At 60.3% G+C, this 20,108-nt stretch carries 13 protein-coding genes; 10 read left to right on the top strand and 3 right to left on the bottom strand.

Translation table 11 applies throughout. The features are described from left to right. The 4 genes from KGA89_RS08250 to KGA89_RS08235 form a co-directional block, all read left to right on the top strand. Positions 1-4,752, top strand: a 4,752-nt coding sequence (locus tag KGA89_RS08250; protein WP_223471191.1) for a beta strand repeat-containing protein, incomplete at its 5' end; no start/stop codon positions are given. Positions 4,753-4,792: 40 nt separating this feature from the next. Continuing rightward, positions 4,793-6,307 carry a TolC family protein gene (locus KGA89_RS08245; RefSeq protein WP_003196589.1) on the top strand — a complete coding sequence of 505 codons (1,515 nt, stop codon included), beginning with the start codon at positions 4,793-4,795 and terminating at the stop codon, positions 6,305-6,307. Between the two features lie 12 nt (positions 6,308-6,319). Further along, positions 6,320-7,105: an aspartyl/asparaginyl beta-hydroxylase domain-containing protein gene (locus tag KGA89_RS08240; RefSeq protein WP_223471190.1), complete on the top strand. Its 786-nt coding sequence runs from the start codon at positions 6,320-6,322 to the stop codon at positions 7,103-7,105. After that, the gene (locus tag KGA89_RS08235) at positions 7,093-8,046 is read left to right on the top strand and encodes a sulfotransferase (protein WP_223471188.1); all 954 of its coding nucleotides are present in this window, start codon (positions 7,093-7,095) and stop codon (positions 8,044-8,046) included. Before KGA89_RS08240 ends, KGA89_RS08235 begins: the two co-directional genes overlap by 13 nt. A gap of 120 nt (positions 8,047-8,166) precedes the next feature. Here the strand turns inward: KGA89_RS08235 and KGA89_RS08230 are convergent, their stop codons facing one another. Both KGA89_RS08230 and KGA89_RS08225 read right to left on the bottom strand, forming a co-directional pair. Then, complete coding sequence (locus KGA89_RS08230; protein WP_003196596.1) at positions 8,167-8,928, bottom strand: slipin family protein; 762 nt, start codon at positions 8,926-8,928, stop codon at positions 8,167-8,169. 1 nt (position 8,929) lies between these two features. Next, complete coding sequence (locus KGA89_RS08225) at positions 8,930-9,454, bottom strand: NfeD family protein (RefSeq protein WP_223471186.1); 525 nt, start codon at positions 9,452-9,454, stop codon at positions 8,930-8,932. A gap of 148 nt (positions 9,455-9,602) precedes the next feature. On the opposite strand from KGA89_RS08225, the gene KGA89_RS08220 reads away from it, so the two are divergent. From KGA89_RS08220 to KGA89_RS08195, 6 genes are all read left to right on the top strand, one after another. Further along, positions 9,603-9,848 carry a DUF2789 domain-containing protein gene (locus KGA89_RS08220; protein WP_223471184.1) on the top strand — a complete coding sequence of 82 codons (246 nt, stop codon included), beginning with the start codon at positions 9,603-9,605 and terminating at the stop codon, positions 9,846-9,848. A 213-nt stretch (positions 9,849-10,061) separates the two neighbouring features. Next, entirely contained in the window at positions 10,062-10,643 is a 582-nt protein-coding gene (locus KGA89_RS08215) for an alpha/beta hydrolase (protein WP_053185010.1), read from the top strand. Between the two features lie 47 nt (positions 10,644-10,690). Next, positions 10,691-11,614, top strand: coding sequence for a sigma 54-interacting transcriptional regulator (locus KGA89_RS08210; protein WP_003196603.1), 924 nt, complete (start codon positions 10,691-10,693; stop codon positions 11,612-11,614). A 237-nt stretch (positions 11,615-11,851) separates the two neighbouring features. Further along, positions 11,852-12,811, top strand: coding sequence for a hypothetical protein (locus tag KGA89_RS08205; RefSeq protein WP_223471182.1), 960 nt, complete (start codon positions 11,852-11,854; stop codon positions 12,809-12,811). Between the two features lie 28 nt (positions 12,812-12,839). After that, a complete protein-coding gene (locus tag KGA89_RS08200) occupies positions 12,840-17,579 on the top strand; it encodes an RHS repeat domain-containing protein (protein ID WP_223471181.1) in 4,740 nt (1,579 codons plus the stop codon). Between the two features lie 179 nt (positions 17,580-17,758). After that, positions 17,759-18,541 carry a MetQ/NlpA family ABC transporter substrate-binding protein gene (locus tag KGA89_RS08195; protein ID WP_003196610.1) on the top strand — a complete coding sequence of 261 codons (783 nt, stop codon included), beginning with the start codon at positions 17,759-17,761 and terminating at the stop codon, positions 18,539-18,541. Between the two features lie 331 nt (positions 18,542-18,872). On the opposite strand, the gene KGA89_RS08190 is transcribed toward KGA89_RS08195, so the two are convergent. Beyond that, positions 18,873-20,033, bottom strand: a complete 1,161-nt coding sequence (locus tag KGA89_RS08190; RefSeq protein ID WP_053161696.1) for an AAA family ATPase — start codon at positions 20,031-20,033, stop codon at positions 18,873-18,875. Between the last annotated feature and the right edge of the window lie 75 nt (positions 20,034-20,108).

The raw sequence follows: 20,108 nt of genomic DNA, 5'->3' as shown, positions 1-20,108 counted from the left end.
AGCTATCTCCAGGCGGGTGGTGCGGGTGGTGTCGGTGTCGGCGCCATCTGGAACAAAGGCTCGATCCTGATCACCGCCGCCAACTTCGCTGCCCTGGCCGGCAACGTCGGCGGCAGCGGCGTGGGTGGGACAAGCGCTGGCAGCGCTGGCGTTTCGCCGGCGTCGGTGGCCAACGTCTACGGGGATGGCGGCACCATCAACACCAACTATGTGCCGGACGAGACGCCGCCCACCGCGACCGTCGTGGTGGCCAATACCAACCTGAACTCCGGTGGTACGTCGACGGTGACCATCACCTTTTCCGAAGCCGTCACCGGCCTTACCGCAGCGGACCTGACGGTGCAGAACGGCAGCGTCGGCACCTTGACCAGTGGCGACGGTGGCATCACCTGGACTGGTACGTTGACCGCGGCCAGCAACATCGCCGACACCACCAACATCATCACCCTGAACAACACCGGCGTCGCCGACCTGGCCGGTAATGCCGGGGTGGGCACCACCGACTCGAACAACTACATCGTCAACGACACCGTGGCGCCCACGGCGTCCATCGTGGTGAGCGACACCGCCCTCAGGATTGGCGAGACCTCCACGGTCACCATCACCTTCTCCGAGGCCGTCTCCGGTTTCACCACGGCTGACATGACTGTCGCCAACGGCTCGCTCAGCGGCCTGAGCACCAGCGACGGTGGCATCACCTGGACGGCCACCCTGACACCGGACGCTGCGATTACTGACGCTTCCAATCTGGTGGTCCTGAACAATACCGGTATTGCAGACCTGAATGGCAACGCCGGTGTCGGCACCACCAGCTCCAACAACTATGCTGTCGACACCGTTCGCCCGACCGCCACCATCGTGGTGGCCGACACCGCGTTGAGTGTCGGCGAAACTTCGCTGGTGACCATCACGTTCAGCGAAGCGGTGAGTGGTTTCACTACCGCCGACCTGACGGTTGCCAATGGCTCGGTCACCGGCCTGAGCAGCAGCGACGGTGGTATCACCTGGACCGGGACGCTCACACCAAGTGCCAGCGTCAGCGACACCACCAACCTGATCACCCTGGATAACACCGGCATTGCCGACCTGTCCGGGAACGCCGGCAGCGGGACCACCGACTCCAACAACTACGCCATCGACACCGCACGCCCGACCGCCACCATCGTGGTGGCCGATACTGCGCTGAACATCGGCGAAACATCGCTGGTGACGATTACCTTCAGCGAGGCGGTGACCGGTTTCACCCTGGCTGACCTCACCGTTGCCAATGGCTCATTGAGCGGCCTGAGCAGCAGCGACGGCGGCGTCACCTGGACCGCGACGCTCACCCCGAGCGCCAGCACCAGCGATGCCACCAACCTGATCATCCTGGCCAATACCGGTGTGGCGGACGCGGCGGGCAACACCGGCAGCGGCACCACCAGTTCCAACAACTATGCCGTCGACACCCAGCGTCCGACCGCGACTATCGTCGTGGCCGACAACGCCTTGAGCGTCGGCGAAACCTCGCTGGTGACCATCACCTTCAACGAAGCGGTGACAGGCTTTACCACCGCCGACCTGACGGTCGCCAACGGTACGATCACCGGCCTGAGCAGCGGCGACGGCGGCATCACCTGGACCGGCACGCTCACGCCAAGTGCCAGCGTCAGCGACACCACCAACCTGGTCACCCTGGATAACACCGGCATTACGGACTCAGCCGGCAACGCTGGCAGCGGGACCACCGATTCCAACAACTACGCCATCGACACCGTGCGTCCGACCGCCACCATCGTGGTCGCCGACACGGCCATCGCCGTTGGCGAAACATCGCTGGTGACGATCACCTTCAGCGAGCCCGTGACGGGTTTCACCCTGGCGGACCTGACCGTCGCCAACGGCAGCCTGAGCGGCCTGAGCACCAGCGACAACATCACTTACACCGCGACCTTCACGCCGAGCGCTGGCATCAGCGATACCACCAACCTGATCACGCTCAATAACACGGGCGTGGTGGACGGTGCGGGCAACGTCGGCAGCGGTACCACCGACTCCAACAACTACGTCGTCGACACGCTGCGCCCGACCGCCACCATCGTGGTCGCCGATACGGCGCTGAGCGTTGGCGAAACGTCGCTGGTCACCATCACCTTCTCCGAAGCGGTGACCGGTTTCGACAATTCGGACCTGAGCGTGGCCAACGGCACGTTGAGTGCCGTCAGTAGCAGTGATGGCGGCATCACCTGGACCGCCACCTTCACGCCAGCCCTCGGGGTCAGCGACACGTCCAACCTCATTGTCCTGAACAACACCGGCGTCAGCGATGCGGCGGGCAACACCGGTACCGGCACCACCAACTCCAACAACTACCAGGTCGACACCAACGTGCCCACGGCGACCATCGTGATTGCCGATACCACATTGAGCATCGGCGAGACGACGTTGGTCACCGTGACGTTCAACTCGGCGGTCAGCGGGTTCGACAACGCGGACTTGACCGTCAGCAACGGTACGCTCAGCACCATGAGCAGCACCGATGGCGGCGTCACCTGGACGGCCACCTTCACACCGAGCGCGAGTATTTCCGATACCAGCAACGTGATCACCCTGGATAACACCGGATTGATCAACGGCGCGGGCAACGCCGGTGTGGGCACCACCGACTCCAACAACTACGCCGTCGATACGGTGCGTCCAACCGCGACCATCGTCGTGGCCGACACCGCCATTGCCGCTGGCGAGACCTCGCTGGTGACCATCACCTTCAACGAGGCCGTGACGGCATTCACCAGTGCTGACCTGACGGTCGCCAACGGCGTGATCTCCGGGCTGAGCAGCAGCGATGGCGGCATCACCTGGACTGCGACCTTCACGCCGACCAGTGGCGTCACGGACACCAGCAACGTCATCTCGCTCAACAGTGGCGGCATCGTTGACTTGGCAGGCAACGTCAATGTCGGTACCACCGACTCCAACAACTACGCCGTCGATACAGTGCGCCCAACCGCCACTATCGTGCTGAGCGATTCGGTGTTGAAACCGGGTGAAACCGCGCAGGTGACCATCACCTTCAGCGAGGCGGTGACCGGCTTCAGCAACGCTGACCTGAGCGTCGCCAACGGCACCCTGAGTGCCGTCAACAGCAGCGATGGCGGCCTGACCTGGACCGCAACCTTCACGCCGACCCTGGGCGTGACCGACACCAGCAACCTGATCACCCTGGACAATACCGGCGTGAGCGACGCGGCCGGCAATACCGGGACCGGTACTACAGATTCGGCCAACTATGCGGTCGAGACGCAGGTGCCGACGGCCACGATCGTGGTGGCCGACAGTGCGCTGCGGGTAGGAGAAACCTCGCAGGTCACCATTACGTTCTCGGAAGCGGTGAGCGGTTTCGACAACAGCGACCTGACCATCAGCAACGGCACGCTCAGCAATGTGTCGTCCACCGACGGCGGCGTCACCTGGACGGCCACGTTCACGCCGAGCGCCAGCATCACCGACACCAGCAACCTGATCAGCCTGGACACCAGCGGCGTGGTCAACGCCTCGGGCAACAGCGGTGTCGGCGTGGTGGACTCCAACAACTACGCAATCGACACGGTTCGCCCTGGCGCCACCATCACCGTGGGCGATACCACCCTGGGCATCGGCCAGAGCACCACCGTGACTATCAGTTTCACCGAGGCGGTGTCCGGTTTCGACTTATCGGATCTCAGTGTCGCCAATGGCGTGTTGTCCAACCTTGCCAGTAGTGACGGTGGCCTGACCTGGACCGCGACCCTGACACCTGCTGCTGGTGTCAACGATGCCACCAACCTGATCTTGCTCGACGCCAGCAATGTGCAGGACCTGGCCGGCAACTCCGGCGTGGGCATCGCGATTTCCGCCAACTACGCACTCGACGCCACCCGGCCGACGGCAACCATCGTTGTCGCCGACCCGAACCTGACAGTGGGCGAGACGACCCAGGTGACCTTCACCTTCAGCGAAGCGGTGACGGATTTTGACCTGTCGGACCTCAGCGTCACCAACGGTGAACTGACCAACCTGATCACCAGCGATGGTGGCAGGACCTGGACCGCGACGTTCACACCGACGGTGAACCTCACCGACCCGAGCAATTTCATTGCCCTGGACACCAGCAACGTCAGCGACCTGACGGGCAACGCCGGGGCCAGCGTGGCGGTATCCAACAACTATGCGATCGACACTGTGGTGCCCAACGATGTGAAGCCGCCACCGGAGTTCCTGACCGCCGACCCGGTCACGGTTATCCCGCCTTCCGAGGTGCCGTTGCAACCGATCGTCTTTACCCCGCCGACCGGCAACCTCGGTTCGCCGCTGGGCTTCCCGCCGCTGTTCGAGCAACGGGACGTGGGCGGTGGCCTGCGGCCGATCGGGGATATTTTCATCAACCATGGTGCGCTGGCGCCGAGCTATATCGCCCAGGTCTTCAGCACTGACGCCGCCGGCGACGGTAGCGGCCAGGGGTTCCTGGGCTTTGGTGGTGGTGATGGCGGGGTGTTCGGCAGCAGCACGCTGTCGACCCTGTTCAACCAGGACTCCGGCTCCGAGGGCGAATCAATGGACGCCTTCGACAGCCAGTCGATGCAGGGCGGCGATGTTTCCCAAGGGCTGCGCGGGACGTTCGGGGCGCCGACCCTGGGTCAGCAACTGCAACACCTCAAGGACACTGAACAACGTCAGGTCGACAGCCTGGCGAGCGCGTTACAACAGGTCGGCATCAGCCAAGTGCAGGCCTGAATTCTAAAAAATATTGGGGCAGCCAGGGGCAATCCAGGGAATGAATAGAAGTCAGAAGTTATTCGGTATGAGTTTGCTGGCGTTGGTGGTGAGTGGTTGTGCGGTCACCAGCGATCCGATCGAGCGTAGCGTCAGCGAACAGCGCGCTCGAACCGACCTGCAGAATATGTACAAGGATCAGGAGCCGCTCAGCGGCCCGCTGACCCTGCACCAGGCCATGGCCCGGGCAGTGAAGTACAACCTCGAAGGCCGCTTGAAGATCATGGAGGAAGCCCTGGCCAAGCGTCAGTTGGACCTGGCCAGTTTCGACATGCTGCCGCGCATGGCCCTGGACGCCGGTTATGTGGGCCGCAACAACGTCAACGCCTCCAGCAGCCAGAGCGTGGAAACCGGCACCCAGTCCCTGGAGCCGTCGACCTCCCAGGACCGCGACCGCGAGGTGGCGGACCTGACCATGGTCTGGAACGTGCTCGATTTCGGCGTCAGCTACATCAGCGCCAAGCAGGCCGGGGACCAGCGCCTGATCGTGCAGGAGCGCCGGCGCAAGGTGATCAACACCATCGTCCAGGACGTGCGTTCAGCCTACTGGCGCGCCATGGCCGCCGAGCGCCTGCTCAAGCAGATCGACAGCCTGATGGCCCGGGTCGAGACGGCGCGGGACAATAGCCAGAGCATGAGCGAACAGCGCATTGGCGACCCGGTGCAGGCCCTGGGCTACCAGCGCTCGCTGATCCAGGCTACTCGCCAGCTCGAAGAGCAGCGTCGGGCGCTGTCCCTGGCCAAGACCGAACTGGCGACCCTGATCAACTTGCCCTTGGGCACCGAGCTGACCCTGGCGACCCAGGATGAATACGCCATCCCGGAACTCAAGGTCGACCTGGCCCGTCTCGAACAGGAAGCCCTGGCCAGCCGTCCGGAACTGCGCGAGCAGGATTACCAGACCCGCATCACCGCCGCCGAAACCCGCAAGGCCATGCTGCGCCTGCTGCCGGGGCTGGAGTTTTCCGCCGGCGGGCATTACGACAGCAACTCGTTCCTGGTGGAACAGGGCTGGGCCGACTATGGCGTGAAAGTCACCTGGAACCTGTTCAACGTGATTTCCGCCCCGGCGGCCATCGACGTGGCCAAGGCCGGTGAAGAAGTGGCGTCGGCGCGGCGCCAGGCGATGTCGATTGCCGTGTTGGCGCAGTTGTACGTGGCCAATGCCAACTATCGCGAAGCGCTGCGCCAGTTCAAGACCAGCCAGCAACTGGCGGACATCGACGGGCAGATTGTCGGTCAACTGCGCAACCGTCACGAGGCTGCCGGCATTGGCGAGCTGGATCTGATCCAGGGTGAACTGAACACCCTGCAGGCCGACCTGCGCCGGGACCTGGCCTACGCCGACCTGCGCAACGCTTATGGGCAGATCTTCGCCAGCGCCGGTCTGGACCCGCTGCCAAACGAAGTGCAATCGACCGCAGTCCAGTCGATTGCCTCGGCGCTGGCTAATCGTGAAGCAGCCTGGGCCCAAGGCGACATCACGGTGCCGACGACGGCCGCGGTGACTCAATAACCGGGCGCTGGCATGACGCGCCCGGCGTTTTCCCGGCTGCCGGTGGCGGTGAACCTGCCGTTGCTGTTGCAGGCACTGGCCGCCGTTGAAGACGAGCGCTGGCAGGGGCATTTCAACAGTGCCTATTACAGTGGCGATTGGAGCGGGGTGGCGCTGATCTCGGCGGCGGATGCCGTCACCGAGCTGTCGCCCGGGCGCGGTCAGCCCCTGCACCGCGCGCCTTGGTCAACGGATGGCCGTTGGCATGAGGCGTTGCGCGACTGGCCCCTGGAGATCGTCTCGGCCCGGCTGCTGCGGCTCGGGCCCGGCGGGTGCATCCACGAACATCGCGACTATGACCTGGACGGGCCGGACGCCGACCTGCGCCTGCACGTGCCGCTGCTCAGCTCGCCTGGCGTGGACTTCTTCCTGAATGGGCAAATCATTCCGATGACGGCGGGCGAGTGCTGGTTCCTCGACCTGGCGCGACCTCATCGAGTTGTGAATCGAAGCGCTCATTCGCGGGTTCACCTGGTGCTCGATTGTCGTCCTGGGCCTTGGCTGGCACAGCAGATTGCCGATGGGCTGCCCACCACACCCGCTGTGGGCGTCGGGCCAAGCGACTTTGTCCTTTTTCGGCAGCGTGTAGAAACGGATCCTCATCTCGCCCGAACCTTGCAGAACCTGCATGAGCCGGAAGCTTTCATTGACTCCGCGCTGGCGCTGGGGGCCGAACGAGGGCTTCATTTCACCCGGGAGGAGTTGCGGGCTGCGATGCGCACCGGTCGCCAGCAGTGGAGAGACCAATGGAAGACCTGAATCTGCATGGCTGGTTGCCGATCCGCGTATGGCAAGAGGCCGGGCAGTGGCGGGTCGATTGGTGCTGGTTCGGCGACGCGCGACTGTCGCAGCCATTCTTCGGCGACGCCGTGGAAGACGCCCTGCGCTTGCCCTTCAACCAGGCGTTCCGCCGCCAGACACCCTTGGACGTGTTCGGTCAGTGGCAACGACAAAGCCCGGGCCTGGCGCCCAGTGCGTTCATTTTCCATGCCTCCCGCTGCGGCTCGACCTTGATCAGCCAGATGCTTGCCCAATTGGACGATCACATCGTCATCTCGGAACCACCGCCTCTGGATACGTTGCTGCGCAGTGATCTGTCGTCTGCCGAGCAGTGCGTGGCGCTCAAGGGCTTGATGTCCGCCTATGGGCAGCGCCGCCGAGGCGTGGAGCAACGCCTGGTGGTCAAACTCGACGCCTGGAACATCGGTGAGCTGGCGCTGTTGCGTGAGTGTTTCCCCGACACGCCCTGGCTGTTCCTGTACCGCGACCCCTTGGAAATCGCCGTCTCCCACCTGCGGCGTCCCGGCATGCACATGGTGCCGGGAATGATCGGGGCAACGGTCCTGGACGATGGATTGCCGTTCGGCAGCCCGGAAGATTTCATCTCGCGTCGGGTGGGACGGTTGTTGGCGACGGGTTTGGAACACTGTCAGGTATTTGGCGCAATGGCGGTCAACTACACCGAACTGCCCGAGGCGATGACGGGCAGGCTGGCGGCGTTTTTCCGGCTCGATGATGAGCAATGCGGGCAAGTGTTCGCAGCGGTCGGACAGCACGCCAAGCAGCCGGCGCAAGCGTTTGTAGGCGATAGCGAGGACAAGCGCCGGGAGGCTTCGGCGTTGTTGCGTGAGCGGGTCATGCGCTGGGCGCAGGGGCCCTATGAAGCTCTCGAAACATTGCGCTATGGCGAGGGGTTCTAGGGAAACGCCGCACTTCCCCATTGTGGGAGCAAAGCTTGCTCGCGAAACAGGCGCCTCGATTTCTGAAAGACCGCATCGCCGCCATCGCGGGCCAGCCTTGCTCCCACAGTGGGCAATGCATCAAGCCTTGTTGGGCGACAACTCCGCCATCCCCTTGAGCAATTCAATCGGCAAGGGGAAGACGATGGTGGAGCTTTTATCCCCGGCGATCGAGCCCAGCGTCTGCATGTAGCGCAACTGCATGGCGCCCGGCTGGCGGCCGAGCATTTCGGCGGCCTGCATGAGTTTTTCCGAGGCTTGAAGCTCGCCTTCGGCGTGGATCACCTTGGCCCGGCGTTCCCGCTCGGCCTCGGCTTGGCGGGCGATGGCGCGGATCATCGATTCGTTGAGGTCCACGTGCTTGATCTCGACGTTCGCCACCTTGATGCCCCAGGCGTCGGTCTGGGCGTCGAGCACTTGCTGGATGTCGCCGTTCAATTGCTCGCGCTCGGCCAGCAATTGGTCCAGGTCATGCTTGCCGAGGACCGCGCGCAAGGTGGTCTGGGCCAGTTGGCTGGTGGCCATGAGGAAGTTTTCGACCTGAATGATGGCTTTCTGCGGATCGAGCACGCGGAAATACAGCACCGCGTTGACCTTCACCGAGACGTTGTCGCGGGTGATCACGTCCTGGGGCGGCACGTCGAGGACAATGGTGCGCAGGTCGACGCGGATCATCTGCTGCACCACTGGAATCAGCAGGATCAACCCCGGCCCCTTGACCTGCCAGAACCGTCCGAGCTGGAACACCACTGCCCGTTCATATTCACGCAGGATCCGGAATGTCGAAGCCGCCAACGCGATCAACAGCAACAACAGCATCGTAAAACCGATTTGCATACCCATCTCAGACTCCTTGCGAATCAGCGGGGGCCACTTCCAGCAGCAAACCCTTGCGAGTGATGACACGCACCGCTTGCCCAGGCCGCAGCGGCGTCGCGCTTACCACCTGCCAGCGTTCGCCTTCCAACTGGACCCAGCCATGATGATGATTGCCGGCCTGCAACGCGGTCACGGTCGTGACACTGCCCAACAGCGCGGCATCGCCGCTGAAAGGTCGGCGCGGTCGTGTTTTCAACGCACGGACCAACAGGACTATCAGCAGCAAAGCACTGACCAGGCCGAGGCCGAGCATCAGCGGAACCGGGACTTCGGCGTTGGTCATGATGACCGCGCCAATCACACACAGGACAATCCCGCCCAGCCCCGCGACGCCGTAATTGGGCAGGGCCGCCTCGAAGACCAGCAAGCCCACGCCAAAGGCGATCAGCCAGAAAGCCATCGGGTCGGTATATGGCAGCGCGAGGCCATCGGCACCGAACGCAGGCCCGCTGATCGCCAGCAGCGCAACCGTCAACCAGTGAATGTTCACGGGATCCTCCGCAACGTGTATTCGTCGGGACGTTATCCAAAGTCTAGTCGAGTCGAGGGTTGATTGAATTTTGATCAGTCTGGCGGTCGGCGAGGGGCTAGACTGCGGAGAAACACCCCGCCATCTCCATTATGTTCAGGAGGCCCGTATGGAAACCCCAATTCACCCTCTTTCCTCATTATTCAAGCAACTTGGCTTGCCCGATGACGCTCAGGGCATTGATCAATTTATCACCAGCCATTCACCCCTCAAGCCTGGGCTGCACCTGGCCGATGCGTTTTTCTGGAGCGAGGGCCAGCGGCAAATGTTGCGCGACGAGATCCTCGAGGATGCGGACTGGGCGGAAGTGATCGACCAGTTGGATGTGTTGTTGCGCAAGGGGCGTGGCGAGTGAGACCGACGCATTACCTGTGGGAGCGAGCTTGCTCGCGATAGCGAACGGTCGGTCAGCATGGATGTACCAGACATACCGCTATCGTGAGCAAGCTCGCTCCCACAGGTTCGAGTTAATATTCTTTTCAGGTCTTAACAAATAGCTTCTTATTCCTTAAGTAATATAGCTCTCCTCCCTATACTCGTCCGGGAACAGACACGCAGGAGAGCACCCATGCGCAACGAATCGATTCGCTACCTGATTGTGCCGGGCTGGCAAGGATCGCCGGAAAATCATTGGCAAACCCATTGGCAGAACAGCTTGCCCAACAGCGCCCGGGTCGAGCAGGCCGACTGGGTCACGCCCCGGCGTGAAGACTGGGTCGCGGCGCTGGCCGAGGCCGTGGCCGCCGACAGCACGCCAGTGATCCTGATCGCCCATAGCCTGGGTTGCATCACGGTGGCTCATTGGGCCGCCACCGCGCCGGTGCAGTTCCTGCGACAAGTCCGTGGGGCGTTGCTGGTGGCGCCGGCGGATGTCGAGCGGCCAGCCTGCGCTCCGGCGCTGCGCAACTTCGCGCCGATTCCCACTGATCTGTTGCCGTTCCCAAGTCAAGTGGTCAGCTCCGACAACGACGCCGCCGTGAGCGCCCCGCGTGCCCTGGAACTGGCGCGCAATTGGGGAGCCGAGGCCGGGATTCTGTCCGGGGCGGGGCATATCAACGTGAAGTCCGGTCACCAGCGCTGGGAGCAGGGTTTCGCTTATCTCTATCGTCTGCAAAACCGCATGGAGCATCACGCCCTGCGTCGCGCCTGAATTTTTAGCGCCCCCCGTCTCCCGGCGGTCTGGGGCGGGAGCCAGCCATGAGTTTGCATGAAACCTTCGGTCAGCCCTTGTTGACCTTTCCCGATGCGGAAAAAAGCCCCCTGAGCATTCGCGCCAAGGCGCTGGTGTTCGTCGACCCCCGTTCACGGCAGTTGCGCCAGGAATTGGAGCAACTGGCACCCCGTGCGATTTCGGTGCTGATACGCGGCGAAACCGGTAGCGGCAAGGAACTGCTGGCCCGGCATATCCATCGCGAAAGCGATCGCGGTGGATTGTTTGTATCGGTCAACTGCGGCGCTATCAGCCCGACCTACGCCGACGCCGAACTGTTCGGTTATGCCGCCGGCAGCTACAGTGGCTCGGCCAGCAGCCGGGCCGGTTGGTTCGGCTCGGCCAACGGCGGCACCCTTTACCTGGACGAAATCGGCGATTTGCCGCTGCCGATCCAGATCAAGTTGCTGGCGGCCCTGGAGAACCACGAAGTCACCCGTGTCGGCGCGCATCAGCCCAGTCCGGTGGATGTCCGCCTGGTCGCGGCCACCAGCATCGACCTGGCGCAAGCAGTGGCCGCCGGGAAATTCCATGAGCGGCTCTATCACTACCTGAGTGAAGGCCGGCTCGAATTGCCCGCCCTGCGTGAGAGAGTGGGCGATATCCTGTCATTGGCCGAGTATTTCCTGGGCATCTACAGCCAACGCCTGGGCCTGACAGTGCCGCTGATCAGCGAAGCGGCGCAACTCGCACTTGAACAGCACAGCTGGCCGGGCAATACCCGCGAACTGGAGAATGTCATTCATTTTGCGTTGTTGGTGAGCACTGGGGATTACATCTTGCCAGAACATCTCAACTTGCCAGCCCTGACGGAACCTTTGGCGGTGGTAAAGCAGATGGCTCTAACGTTAGTCAGGTCCGGCAATCATCAGCAACTGGAGCAGTTGAAAGAGTGGTTTGCTGAACTCTGATTTATCCATGTGCCCGCTGATTTTATTTAGCCCCGATGGCTGCGCCATCGGGGCGATTTGTTATGTGAGCATTAAAAGTATTGCTTTGATAAAGATTTGCTAGTCGAAAAGTTATATATATTCATATAAATAATATGTTTGATTTATCCGCTTGATTGCCTGGGGAGTGTGGCCGTTAATTGAATGGCGCAAGCAGTTTTGGCTTGCGAATTAATTAACTAAAGGTCGAGGTTTGAAATGCAGTTTGGAAATGATACGTCTGTCGTGGCAAATGCTCCTGCATGGTTCGAGTTGCAAGAGTTCAAGATTTTTTCAGTGTCGGGTGGTAACCGATTATATGGGAATGGCTATCAACAGCTGAAGGTCAGGGTAGTTGTCGCGGTGGCAGATGCGTTTCATAGAAGAGTTCCCCTGACCCAGTCCGAACTTGACTCCATCGTTTTGGTCGATGCATCGAGTGGGTTGCCTTTGTCCAAAAAAAACAGATACGGCCCGGAGGGTACCCATGCATGGGAGTACATGGAGTTCCAAGATAGTCAATTTCGCGAACTGCCTCACAACGGCCCTGTGCCTGGTTCGGTACCGCCGGGACCGTTCGTTTATGTAGTGGATTTTTATGTCAGCAGCACTTCGTATACACCTATTAGAGTGCGGCCGCGAATAACGCGGGCGGACGGCGAGATGTTCCAGTTTGATACGAAAACCGAACTGGCATCTCTTCAATTGTATTCGCTTCCCGTGGCGGTTTATCGGGCGGAACAGTATTCGCTCAATCGCACTTCGGCCCCCTACGCCTCCACCTCGCGTGACATTGAAAAGGTGGAGGTTTTTGTCTTGGAACTGATCATTGATCAGCAGCGAATTGAGTTCGTAACGGGCTTCAATATCGGCACTCATCTGCGGATAGGAAGCTCGGATCGCCGATACACAGGTTATTACCTGGTTGGCTATGGCAATGGCAGGTATATGCGAACAGGCGGGGCTCCGAGGTGGGAGCGACCTGATGCGTTGGGGAGGAGTCGCAGCGAAGAAGGGCAGGTTGCTTTGGTACTTGCCTACGGCAAACACGGGGGGGATGTGTGGGTCCGAGACCCTGTATCCAGCACGCTTATGGAATTTCAAGATATGTATGGAAATCTTCACCAACTGCGCTTGGAGCTAACCGATGATCCGCTTTTGGTCCGGATTCATCGATAAATAAAAAGACGTTTTCAAGGACGATCCCATGAGTAACTCAACCTCTCCTTCCGGGCAGCTGACTTCGGCTGCCTTCAAGTTCGATAGTTTTGTCCGTTCGGGTGTGGACCCCCGTACCGGTACCTACAGCTGCAGTGTGGCGCTGGACGCGGTGCCGGCTGAGGCAGCCGGTGGCCCGAAGGTCTCACTGACCCTTTCATACGATTGCTTCAATGATAGGAATCTGGGCCTCGGAACCGGCTGGTCTCTTCGTACCTGCAGTTACGATCAACGTCGACGTAAATTGACATTGACGAACGGAGAGACCTATCAGCTATTTATCAGCGGTGGCCAGGTAACTTTCCTTGATAAGAAGCTCGATAACCTACTCGTCACGATACAAGACAATGAAATGCTTATTAAGCACATCGATGGCAGGATTGAAATTCTTTCACGCCCCAGCGCGACCTATAACGAGTGGCTGCTGGAGCGCGAGTATTGGCCCGATGGCAAGGAAACGCTCTACCAGTATCATCTCCTGTCCGGAACGCGACAGTTGGCGACGGTCCATCATCAGCGTCGACGTGTCTTGCATATCGACTATGCCCTGAACAGCCCGGAGCCACCGTCAATTACCGTGTGGCCGGATATTCCCTCCAAGAGGCTTCAGTACCTGCTTGCGCTACGGCTTGGAGAGCTCCAGGGCATCACGCTGGTTACCGCTGAAAATACCGAGTTGAATTGGAACTTTGGCTATTCCCCGATCAATGGCTTCTTGGTGATGAGCGAAGTTCATCAGCCAAACGGTGCCCAGGAAAGTCTCACGTACAAGAGTCAGGGGCATAGGCTACCCGACGGTGCACCAGTCCCCGACATGCCGTACGTCACCCAATCGGTCATGTTTCCCGGCGGAGACCAGCCGGCGATTATCAATACATACCAGTATTCGCCTAGAAACTTCCTTGGCAATGCCTCAGGTTTTCGCTGGTCCGCTGAGCGTGACGTGCTTTATAGCGTCAGTAGCGATTATCAATACTCCTGCACTCAGATTCAGTGGATCCTTGATAGAAACGGTCGACGCGAATACTCACGAATTATTCGTACCTACAACCGCTTCCATTCGATGATTTCACAAAGGACGATCTGCGGCAGCACGATGCAACTGCGGGAGATCCAATATCACGATGTGCCCGATAAGGCTTTCAGCAATCAGCCTCCACAGTTCCAGATGCAACGCGCCGTGCATGACAGCTTTTTTTTCAACACCAGCGCGACTGAGGATATGGGGCGCAGCAACGTCCGGACGGAGACCACCCGGACGTCTTATGACGTGCATGGAAACCTGTTGGAAAAAACCAGTCCATGCGGTGCCCGGGAGATTTATGAGTACTTCCCGGCACAAGGATGCGTGGATTGTCCACCCAGCCCCATAGGCGTGCCTTGTTTCCTCAAGCGCAAGTCGATACACCCTTCGCCTGATTTCGCCGCCGCACCTACCACCGTCGTTCATTACACCTACAGCCAATCGCCCTCACTGCTTGCTGGGCGTCCCTGTGTTCGGCTCGCCAGTGAAACACTCTACGAAGAGGGCATCAGCGAGCCACGGGTGGACTGTCGGTTGAAATACATCAACAACGTTAGTGACGTCTTTCATGGGCGGTTGCAGAGCAAAGTTGAAACGGTAGGTGGCGTGCGGAGCGAATATCGTTACGCCTACCAACATGAAAACGATAACGTTCGCACCGACCAGACTTTTAGCGCCCAAGGACTGAGCCATCTACGACAGGACTGGCATGACGTATGCGGATGGTTGATCAAGACCAGTGAGGCCGGTGGCTGCGTGGTCAGCATGGAATACGATTCACTGGGGCAGTTGACCCGTGAAACGGTAATGCCCGACAGCGGCCACTCTGCGTCGCGTGAGTTCATCTATCAGTCGGCGCCCGGCGGTCATGCCACCGTCACTGTCAAGGACGCCCGCGGCGGCCTGACAGTGACCCGCAGCGACGGACTGGGTCGCACCCTGAACGTCGAGAAACAGGAAGTCGATATGCCCGGCGCGCCGATGCGGGTCGTTTATGAGGCCCGATACGACGGCCTCGGTCGCCTGCAGTCGGATAAACAAATCGATTGGTTCAACGGCGAGCCGAAAACGCTGGAAACGCTTTACGACTACGACCAGTGGGGGCATCAGAACCGTACCAATCGTCGTGGGCAAGTGATCGTTCATGATGAGATCGATCCTGTGGCACGCACTCGTACCCACTGGACGGATGGTGGCGGCAAGACCTGTACATTCCTTAACGCTCTGGAGAAACCAGCGCGCGTCGAACGTATGGATCTGTCAGGCGTTGTGCGGGAGGTCACTGTCTATGACTACGATGGCTTGGGACGGTGTATCAGGCAAATCGCTTCCGACGGTGCGGTTACCCGCTACACATACGATTTGGCTGGCCGTGTGCTGAGTACGACGCTACCGGACGGTACTGTCATCGAGAAAAAGTACGCGCTGCAAAGTCAGGCTGATCACCCCACGCAAATCAGCGCGAACGGCTATGTACTGGGAACTCGTGCCTACGATGGGTTGATGCGCATTACCGACAATCAATGCGGCGGTCGCAGCGAACGAATGAGCTATGCGGGTTCCAGCAGGAACGCTTCGCGCAAGCGCACTCCCGCCGGGAAAGAGCTGCGGTTCACACTTGATCCAATGCTCGATGATTGCATCACCAGCCGCTCCGGCAGCCAGGCATCCGTCGCCACGAAGCATCGGTTTGATCCGCACACCGGCTTGCTTCAGGAAGCGGCCAATTCGCTGGTGCAGCGGCGTATGGAATATGGTCCTTCAGGCCGGCTCAGCCGAGAATCCTGGGTCACTGCGCTTGACCGGTTCGATAGTGAGCAAACCTATTCATTGATGGGTAAGCCGATTGGCCATACCGACGTCAACGGCATGGCCCGCATCTGTCTTTATGATCAAACGGGACGCCTGTCGGGCGTCACACAAGGCTCAGTCAGCGCCTCCGCTCAAGAACGCATCACCGCCACCTATTCGTACGACGCCCAAGGGCTCGTCAAGTGCATCACCGTCACCGATCCTCGATCAGGCCTTTCGATGGTCACCGATCTGGTATACGACGAGTTTGGCCGCGAAATCCTTAGACGTTCCGCCTCCTCGGCCAATGACGTCGTCGAGGTCGCCCAGTCGTTCGGCCCGGGGGATAAGCTCAGCCGGCGTACGCTCAAGTCAAACGGGGTGCTGCGTGTCGAGACGTTTGCCTATGATTTGCGGGGCCGATTGACCCGTTACGCCTGTCAAGGCCCGCAGGCGCCCGTGGACGTACAGGGCAAAATCATCACGTCGCAGGATTACACCTATGACTATCTCGATAATATCCGGCGGGTCGTCACGCGTTTCGCGGGCGGCGAGAACACCGCCACGTACCGATATGACCTGGCTGACAAAACGCAACTGAGTGCTGTTACCCACAGTCATCGCGATTATGTGTCCGCCAATTCGACCTTCCGATATGACGACGACGGCAACTTGCTCAACGACTCATGGGGTCGCCAGCTGACCTACGATGAATTGGGCCGCCTGGAGCGCGTGAGTTCGGCTGACTCAAGGTCGACATTGGCGCGCTATCGGTACGATGCTTCGGACCGGCTTCATGCCGTTGAGTTGACGGGGCAGGAGCCGTATCGCCGGTTCTACCGAGAAGAGCAGTTATCCAGCGAGGTAACGGAAAAGGGCAGTCGCAGCATCGTTCGCGAAGAACGACAGTTGTTGGCGTTGTTGCAGGGGCAAGAGACAGCGTTATTCAGAACCGATGGCTGCGGCAATGTCCTGCAAGCACTTTCTGGCGACGACAATCCCCATCACGCCTATTCGCCTTATGGCCAGCGCCAGGGGGGAGACGGGTTGGGCAGTCTGTTCGGTTTCGGCGGCGAACCGCTGGATCCGGTCACTGGCTGCTACCTGCTTGGCAATGGCTATCGGGCCTACGATCCGGTACTGATGCGATTTCATAGGCCCGACAGTTGGAGTCCGTTTGATGGCGGTGGCCTGAACCCCTATGCCTATTGCCTCGCAGACCCGATCAATCTCAGCGATCCGACCGGTCATATTTCTACCTGGGGCTGGATCAAGATCGGCCTTACTGCTGCTTTCGCGATAGCCTCTGTTGCATTCACCATTGCGACACTTGGCGCATCCGCGCCATTGGTAGGGGTGTCTTTTTCGGCTGCGGCGGCCTTGACGCTGGAGGTGGTGGGAGGCGCGGTATCGATTGCATCGGTGGTGTTGGAAGAGGCCGCTCCGGACGCCGTTGCCGCTCAAATCCTGAGCTACACCAGCCTTGCCTTGGGCGCCGTCTCCGGCGGGGCTGCGCTGGCCGGCAAATTGCTGGGAAGGGGGACATCGCTAGCCCTGCGCAAAACCGTTGATTCGCTCGGTGACGTGGTGACGCTGGGTCGCAGCAATGTGCGCGCGACACGTGCTGGCGGCTACTCCAAGGCCGCGAGCCCTTTGGTTCGGGAAGGCCAGCGCAACTTCATCGGCCTGCAAGACGATCTTGCAAACGTGCTGACGGCCAAGGATGTAGTCGGCTACGCCAATTACCCGGTTAAAGGTGTCACCTATACAATCGAGAGGGAAAAATACATTGAAAAGGCCAAAGGGTATCTTCGACAGGCGGACGAATGGTTCAGCAATCATGAGCGAGCTGAAGCCCCCGAAGATATTTACGGTGAAGTCAGGAAGCGAGGCTCGGACATCCGATTTGCATGACGAAGGTACGTGGGTATGTTTTGTCGATATGCAATATCGATATATGTACACCAATAAAAAATATTTTTAAGGCATAAAAAATATCGGTATCTTCCGCCTCACGCCAGCGATAGCACTTCGCTGGCACTCCCACGTTGGCCGTCGTCCATGACGACAGTGATATTCGATAAGGACACTGCATGAAAAAGGTTCTGTTGTTCACCGCATTGGCGGCGGCCCTGGCCTCGGGCCTGGCCCAGGCCGCGGAAAAACTGGTCGTGGCGGCCACGCCTGTACCCCACGCTGAAATCCTCGAGCTGATCAAGCCAGCCCTGGCCAAGGAAGGCGTGGACCTGGAAATCAAGGTTTTCACCGACTACGTCCAACCCAACGTGCAGGTGGATCAGAAGCGCCTGGACGCCAACTACTTCCAGACCCTGCCGTACCTGACGAACTTCAACGAAGGCAAAGGCACCCATCTGGTGACCGTGATCGGCGTTCACGTCGAACCGTTCGGCGGCTACTCGAAGAAGTACAAAAAGCTGGCTGATCTGCCAAATGGCGCGACCATCGCGTTGCCTAACGAAGGCAGCAACAGCGGCCGTGCGCTGATCCTGCTGCAGAAGGCAGGCCTGATCGAGTTGAAAGACCCGAAAAACGCGTTGGCGACCCCGAAAGACATCGCCAAGAACCCGCACAACTTCAAGTTCAAGGAACTGGAATCGGCCATGCTGCCGCGTGTGCTGGACCAGGTCGACCTGGACCTGATCAACACCAACTATGCCCTGGAAGCGGGTCTCAATCCGGCCAAGGACGCACTGGTGATCGAAGGTGCGGATTCGCCTTACGTCAACTTCCTGGTGGCCCGTCCGGACAACAAGGACAGCCCGGCCATCCAGAAACTGGCCAAGGCCCTGACCAGCCCTGAAGTGAAGGCGTTCATCGAGAAGAAATACAGCGGCGCGGTACTGCCGGCGTTCTGATTCGCGCGGTAAACCTTGTCACGGCTTCAAACGCCGACGGCTGATACAGCGTCGGCGTGATCGTTCCCCTCAGGCCACCCCGCTCTTCAACGCCCTGCGCAACGCCACCAACAATTTCACTATTTCCTGCGGTTCCAGTCGCTGCGGCACTTTTACGTCAGCCATGTTCTCTTCCTTGTGATGGTTCGGCCGGGTGAAAAACAGTGCTCCCTTGGAGGGGTACTTAAAAAATCCGTCTTTCGGCGAAAAGAAAAGTAGTCGTCTTTGTCCTTCGCGGCAAATTCGGGGTGTGGGAGCGAGTTTGCTCGCGATTCGGTTTATCAGGCGCTGGCTAGTCCGGCCAATGCCACGCTGGCTCATCCAACACCCGCTGCCCGACAATCCCGGTCTGCCCAAGCTCCTTTTCCAGCACGATGCAATTGCAACCCTCATCCTGCTCCAGGGCGGCGATCAGGCGCGTGGCGTGGGACACCACCCAGACCTGGCAATTGACTGAAGCCCGGATGATCAGCCGTGCCAAGGCCGGCAACAGATCGGGGTGCAGGCTGGTTTCCGGTTCGTTGAGCACCATCAGCGAGGGCGGTCGTGGTGTGAGCAGGGCGGCTACCAGCAACAGATAGCGCAGGGTCCCGTCCGACAGTTCGGCGGCGGACAACGGGCGCAGCAGGCCATGCTGTTGAAACGCGATCGCGAAACGTCCGCCTTGCAGTTTCTCGATGTGCAGGTGGGCACCGGGGAATGCGTCGCCGATGGCGGCATGCAAGGCCTCGACGTCACCGATTTCAAGGATGGTCTGCAGCGCGGCGGCCAGGTCGCGGCCGTCGTGGTGCAGCACTGGCGTGCGGGTGCCCAGTTGCGGTTGGCGCACCGGGGCGTCGGCATCGCTGCGAAAATGATCGTAGAAGCGCCAGCGACGAATGAACTCGCGCATCTGCAGGACCTCCGGCGAAGTACGCAGGCTGCCGACCTGGTCGAACAGGCTGTCGAAGGTCGGCGTGTGCTGGGCCAGCACATCCCAGGAGCGGCCTTCGCGGGCACGGATCATCGGCCCGTTGCGGTCCACCAGCAGGCTGGCCGGCCGAAACACCGGGCCGGCCCAGATGCATTCGCGCTTGATTTCAGGGTCCAGTGAAAATGCTGAAAGACTGGGCTCCGGCAAGCCCAGGGCGATGCAATAGCTGAAGTCCTCCCCAGCGAAGCCCAGGCGCAGGCGCTTGGTGCCCTGGCGCACAATCGCCTGGATCGGCACTTCGCCGTTACGCATGCGCCGGCTGATTTCTTCCGGCCCGGCCCAGAAGGTCGAGTCCAGTCCGCCTTCGCGGGCCAGGGCGTTGACCACTCCGCCCTGGGCTGTCTCTGCCAACAGGCGCAGGGCGCGGTACAGATTGGACTTGCCGCTGCCGTTGGGACCGGTGATCAGGTTCAGCCGACCCAGGGGGATTACCAGCTTGTTGATGGAGCGGTAATTGGCCACCGCCAGGGTCTTGAGCATGAGCAGACTCCTGCTGCAGGGGTCCATAGGAGACGATCAGTTTGCCTGATTTGTGCTCCTGTTGTATTCGTTGAA

Source organism: Pseudomonas sp. A-RE-22, assembly GCF_019956035.1.
GTDB classification, from domain to species: Bacteria; Pseudomonadota; Gammaproteobacteria; order Pseudomonadales; family Pseudomonadaceae; genus Aquipseudomonas; species Aquipseudomonas brassicacearum.
The sequence above is the reverse complement of the archived record's forward strand: the minus strand, read 5'-3'. Positions and strand labels throughout refer to the sequence as shown.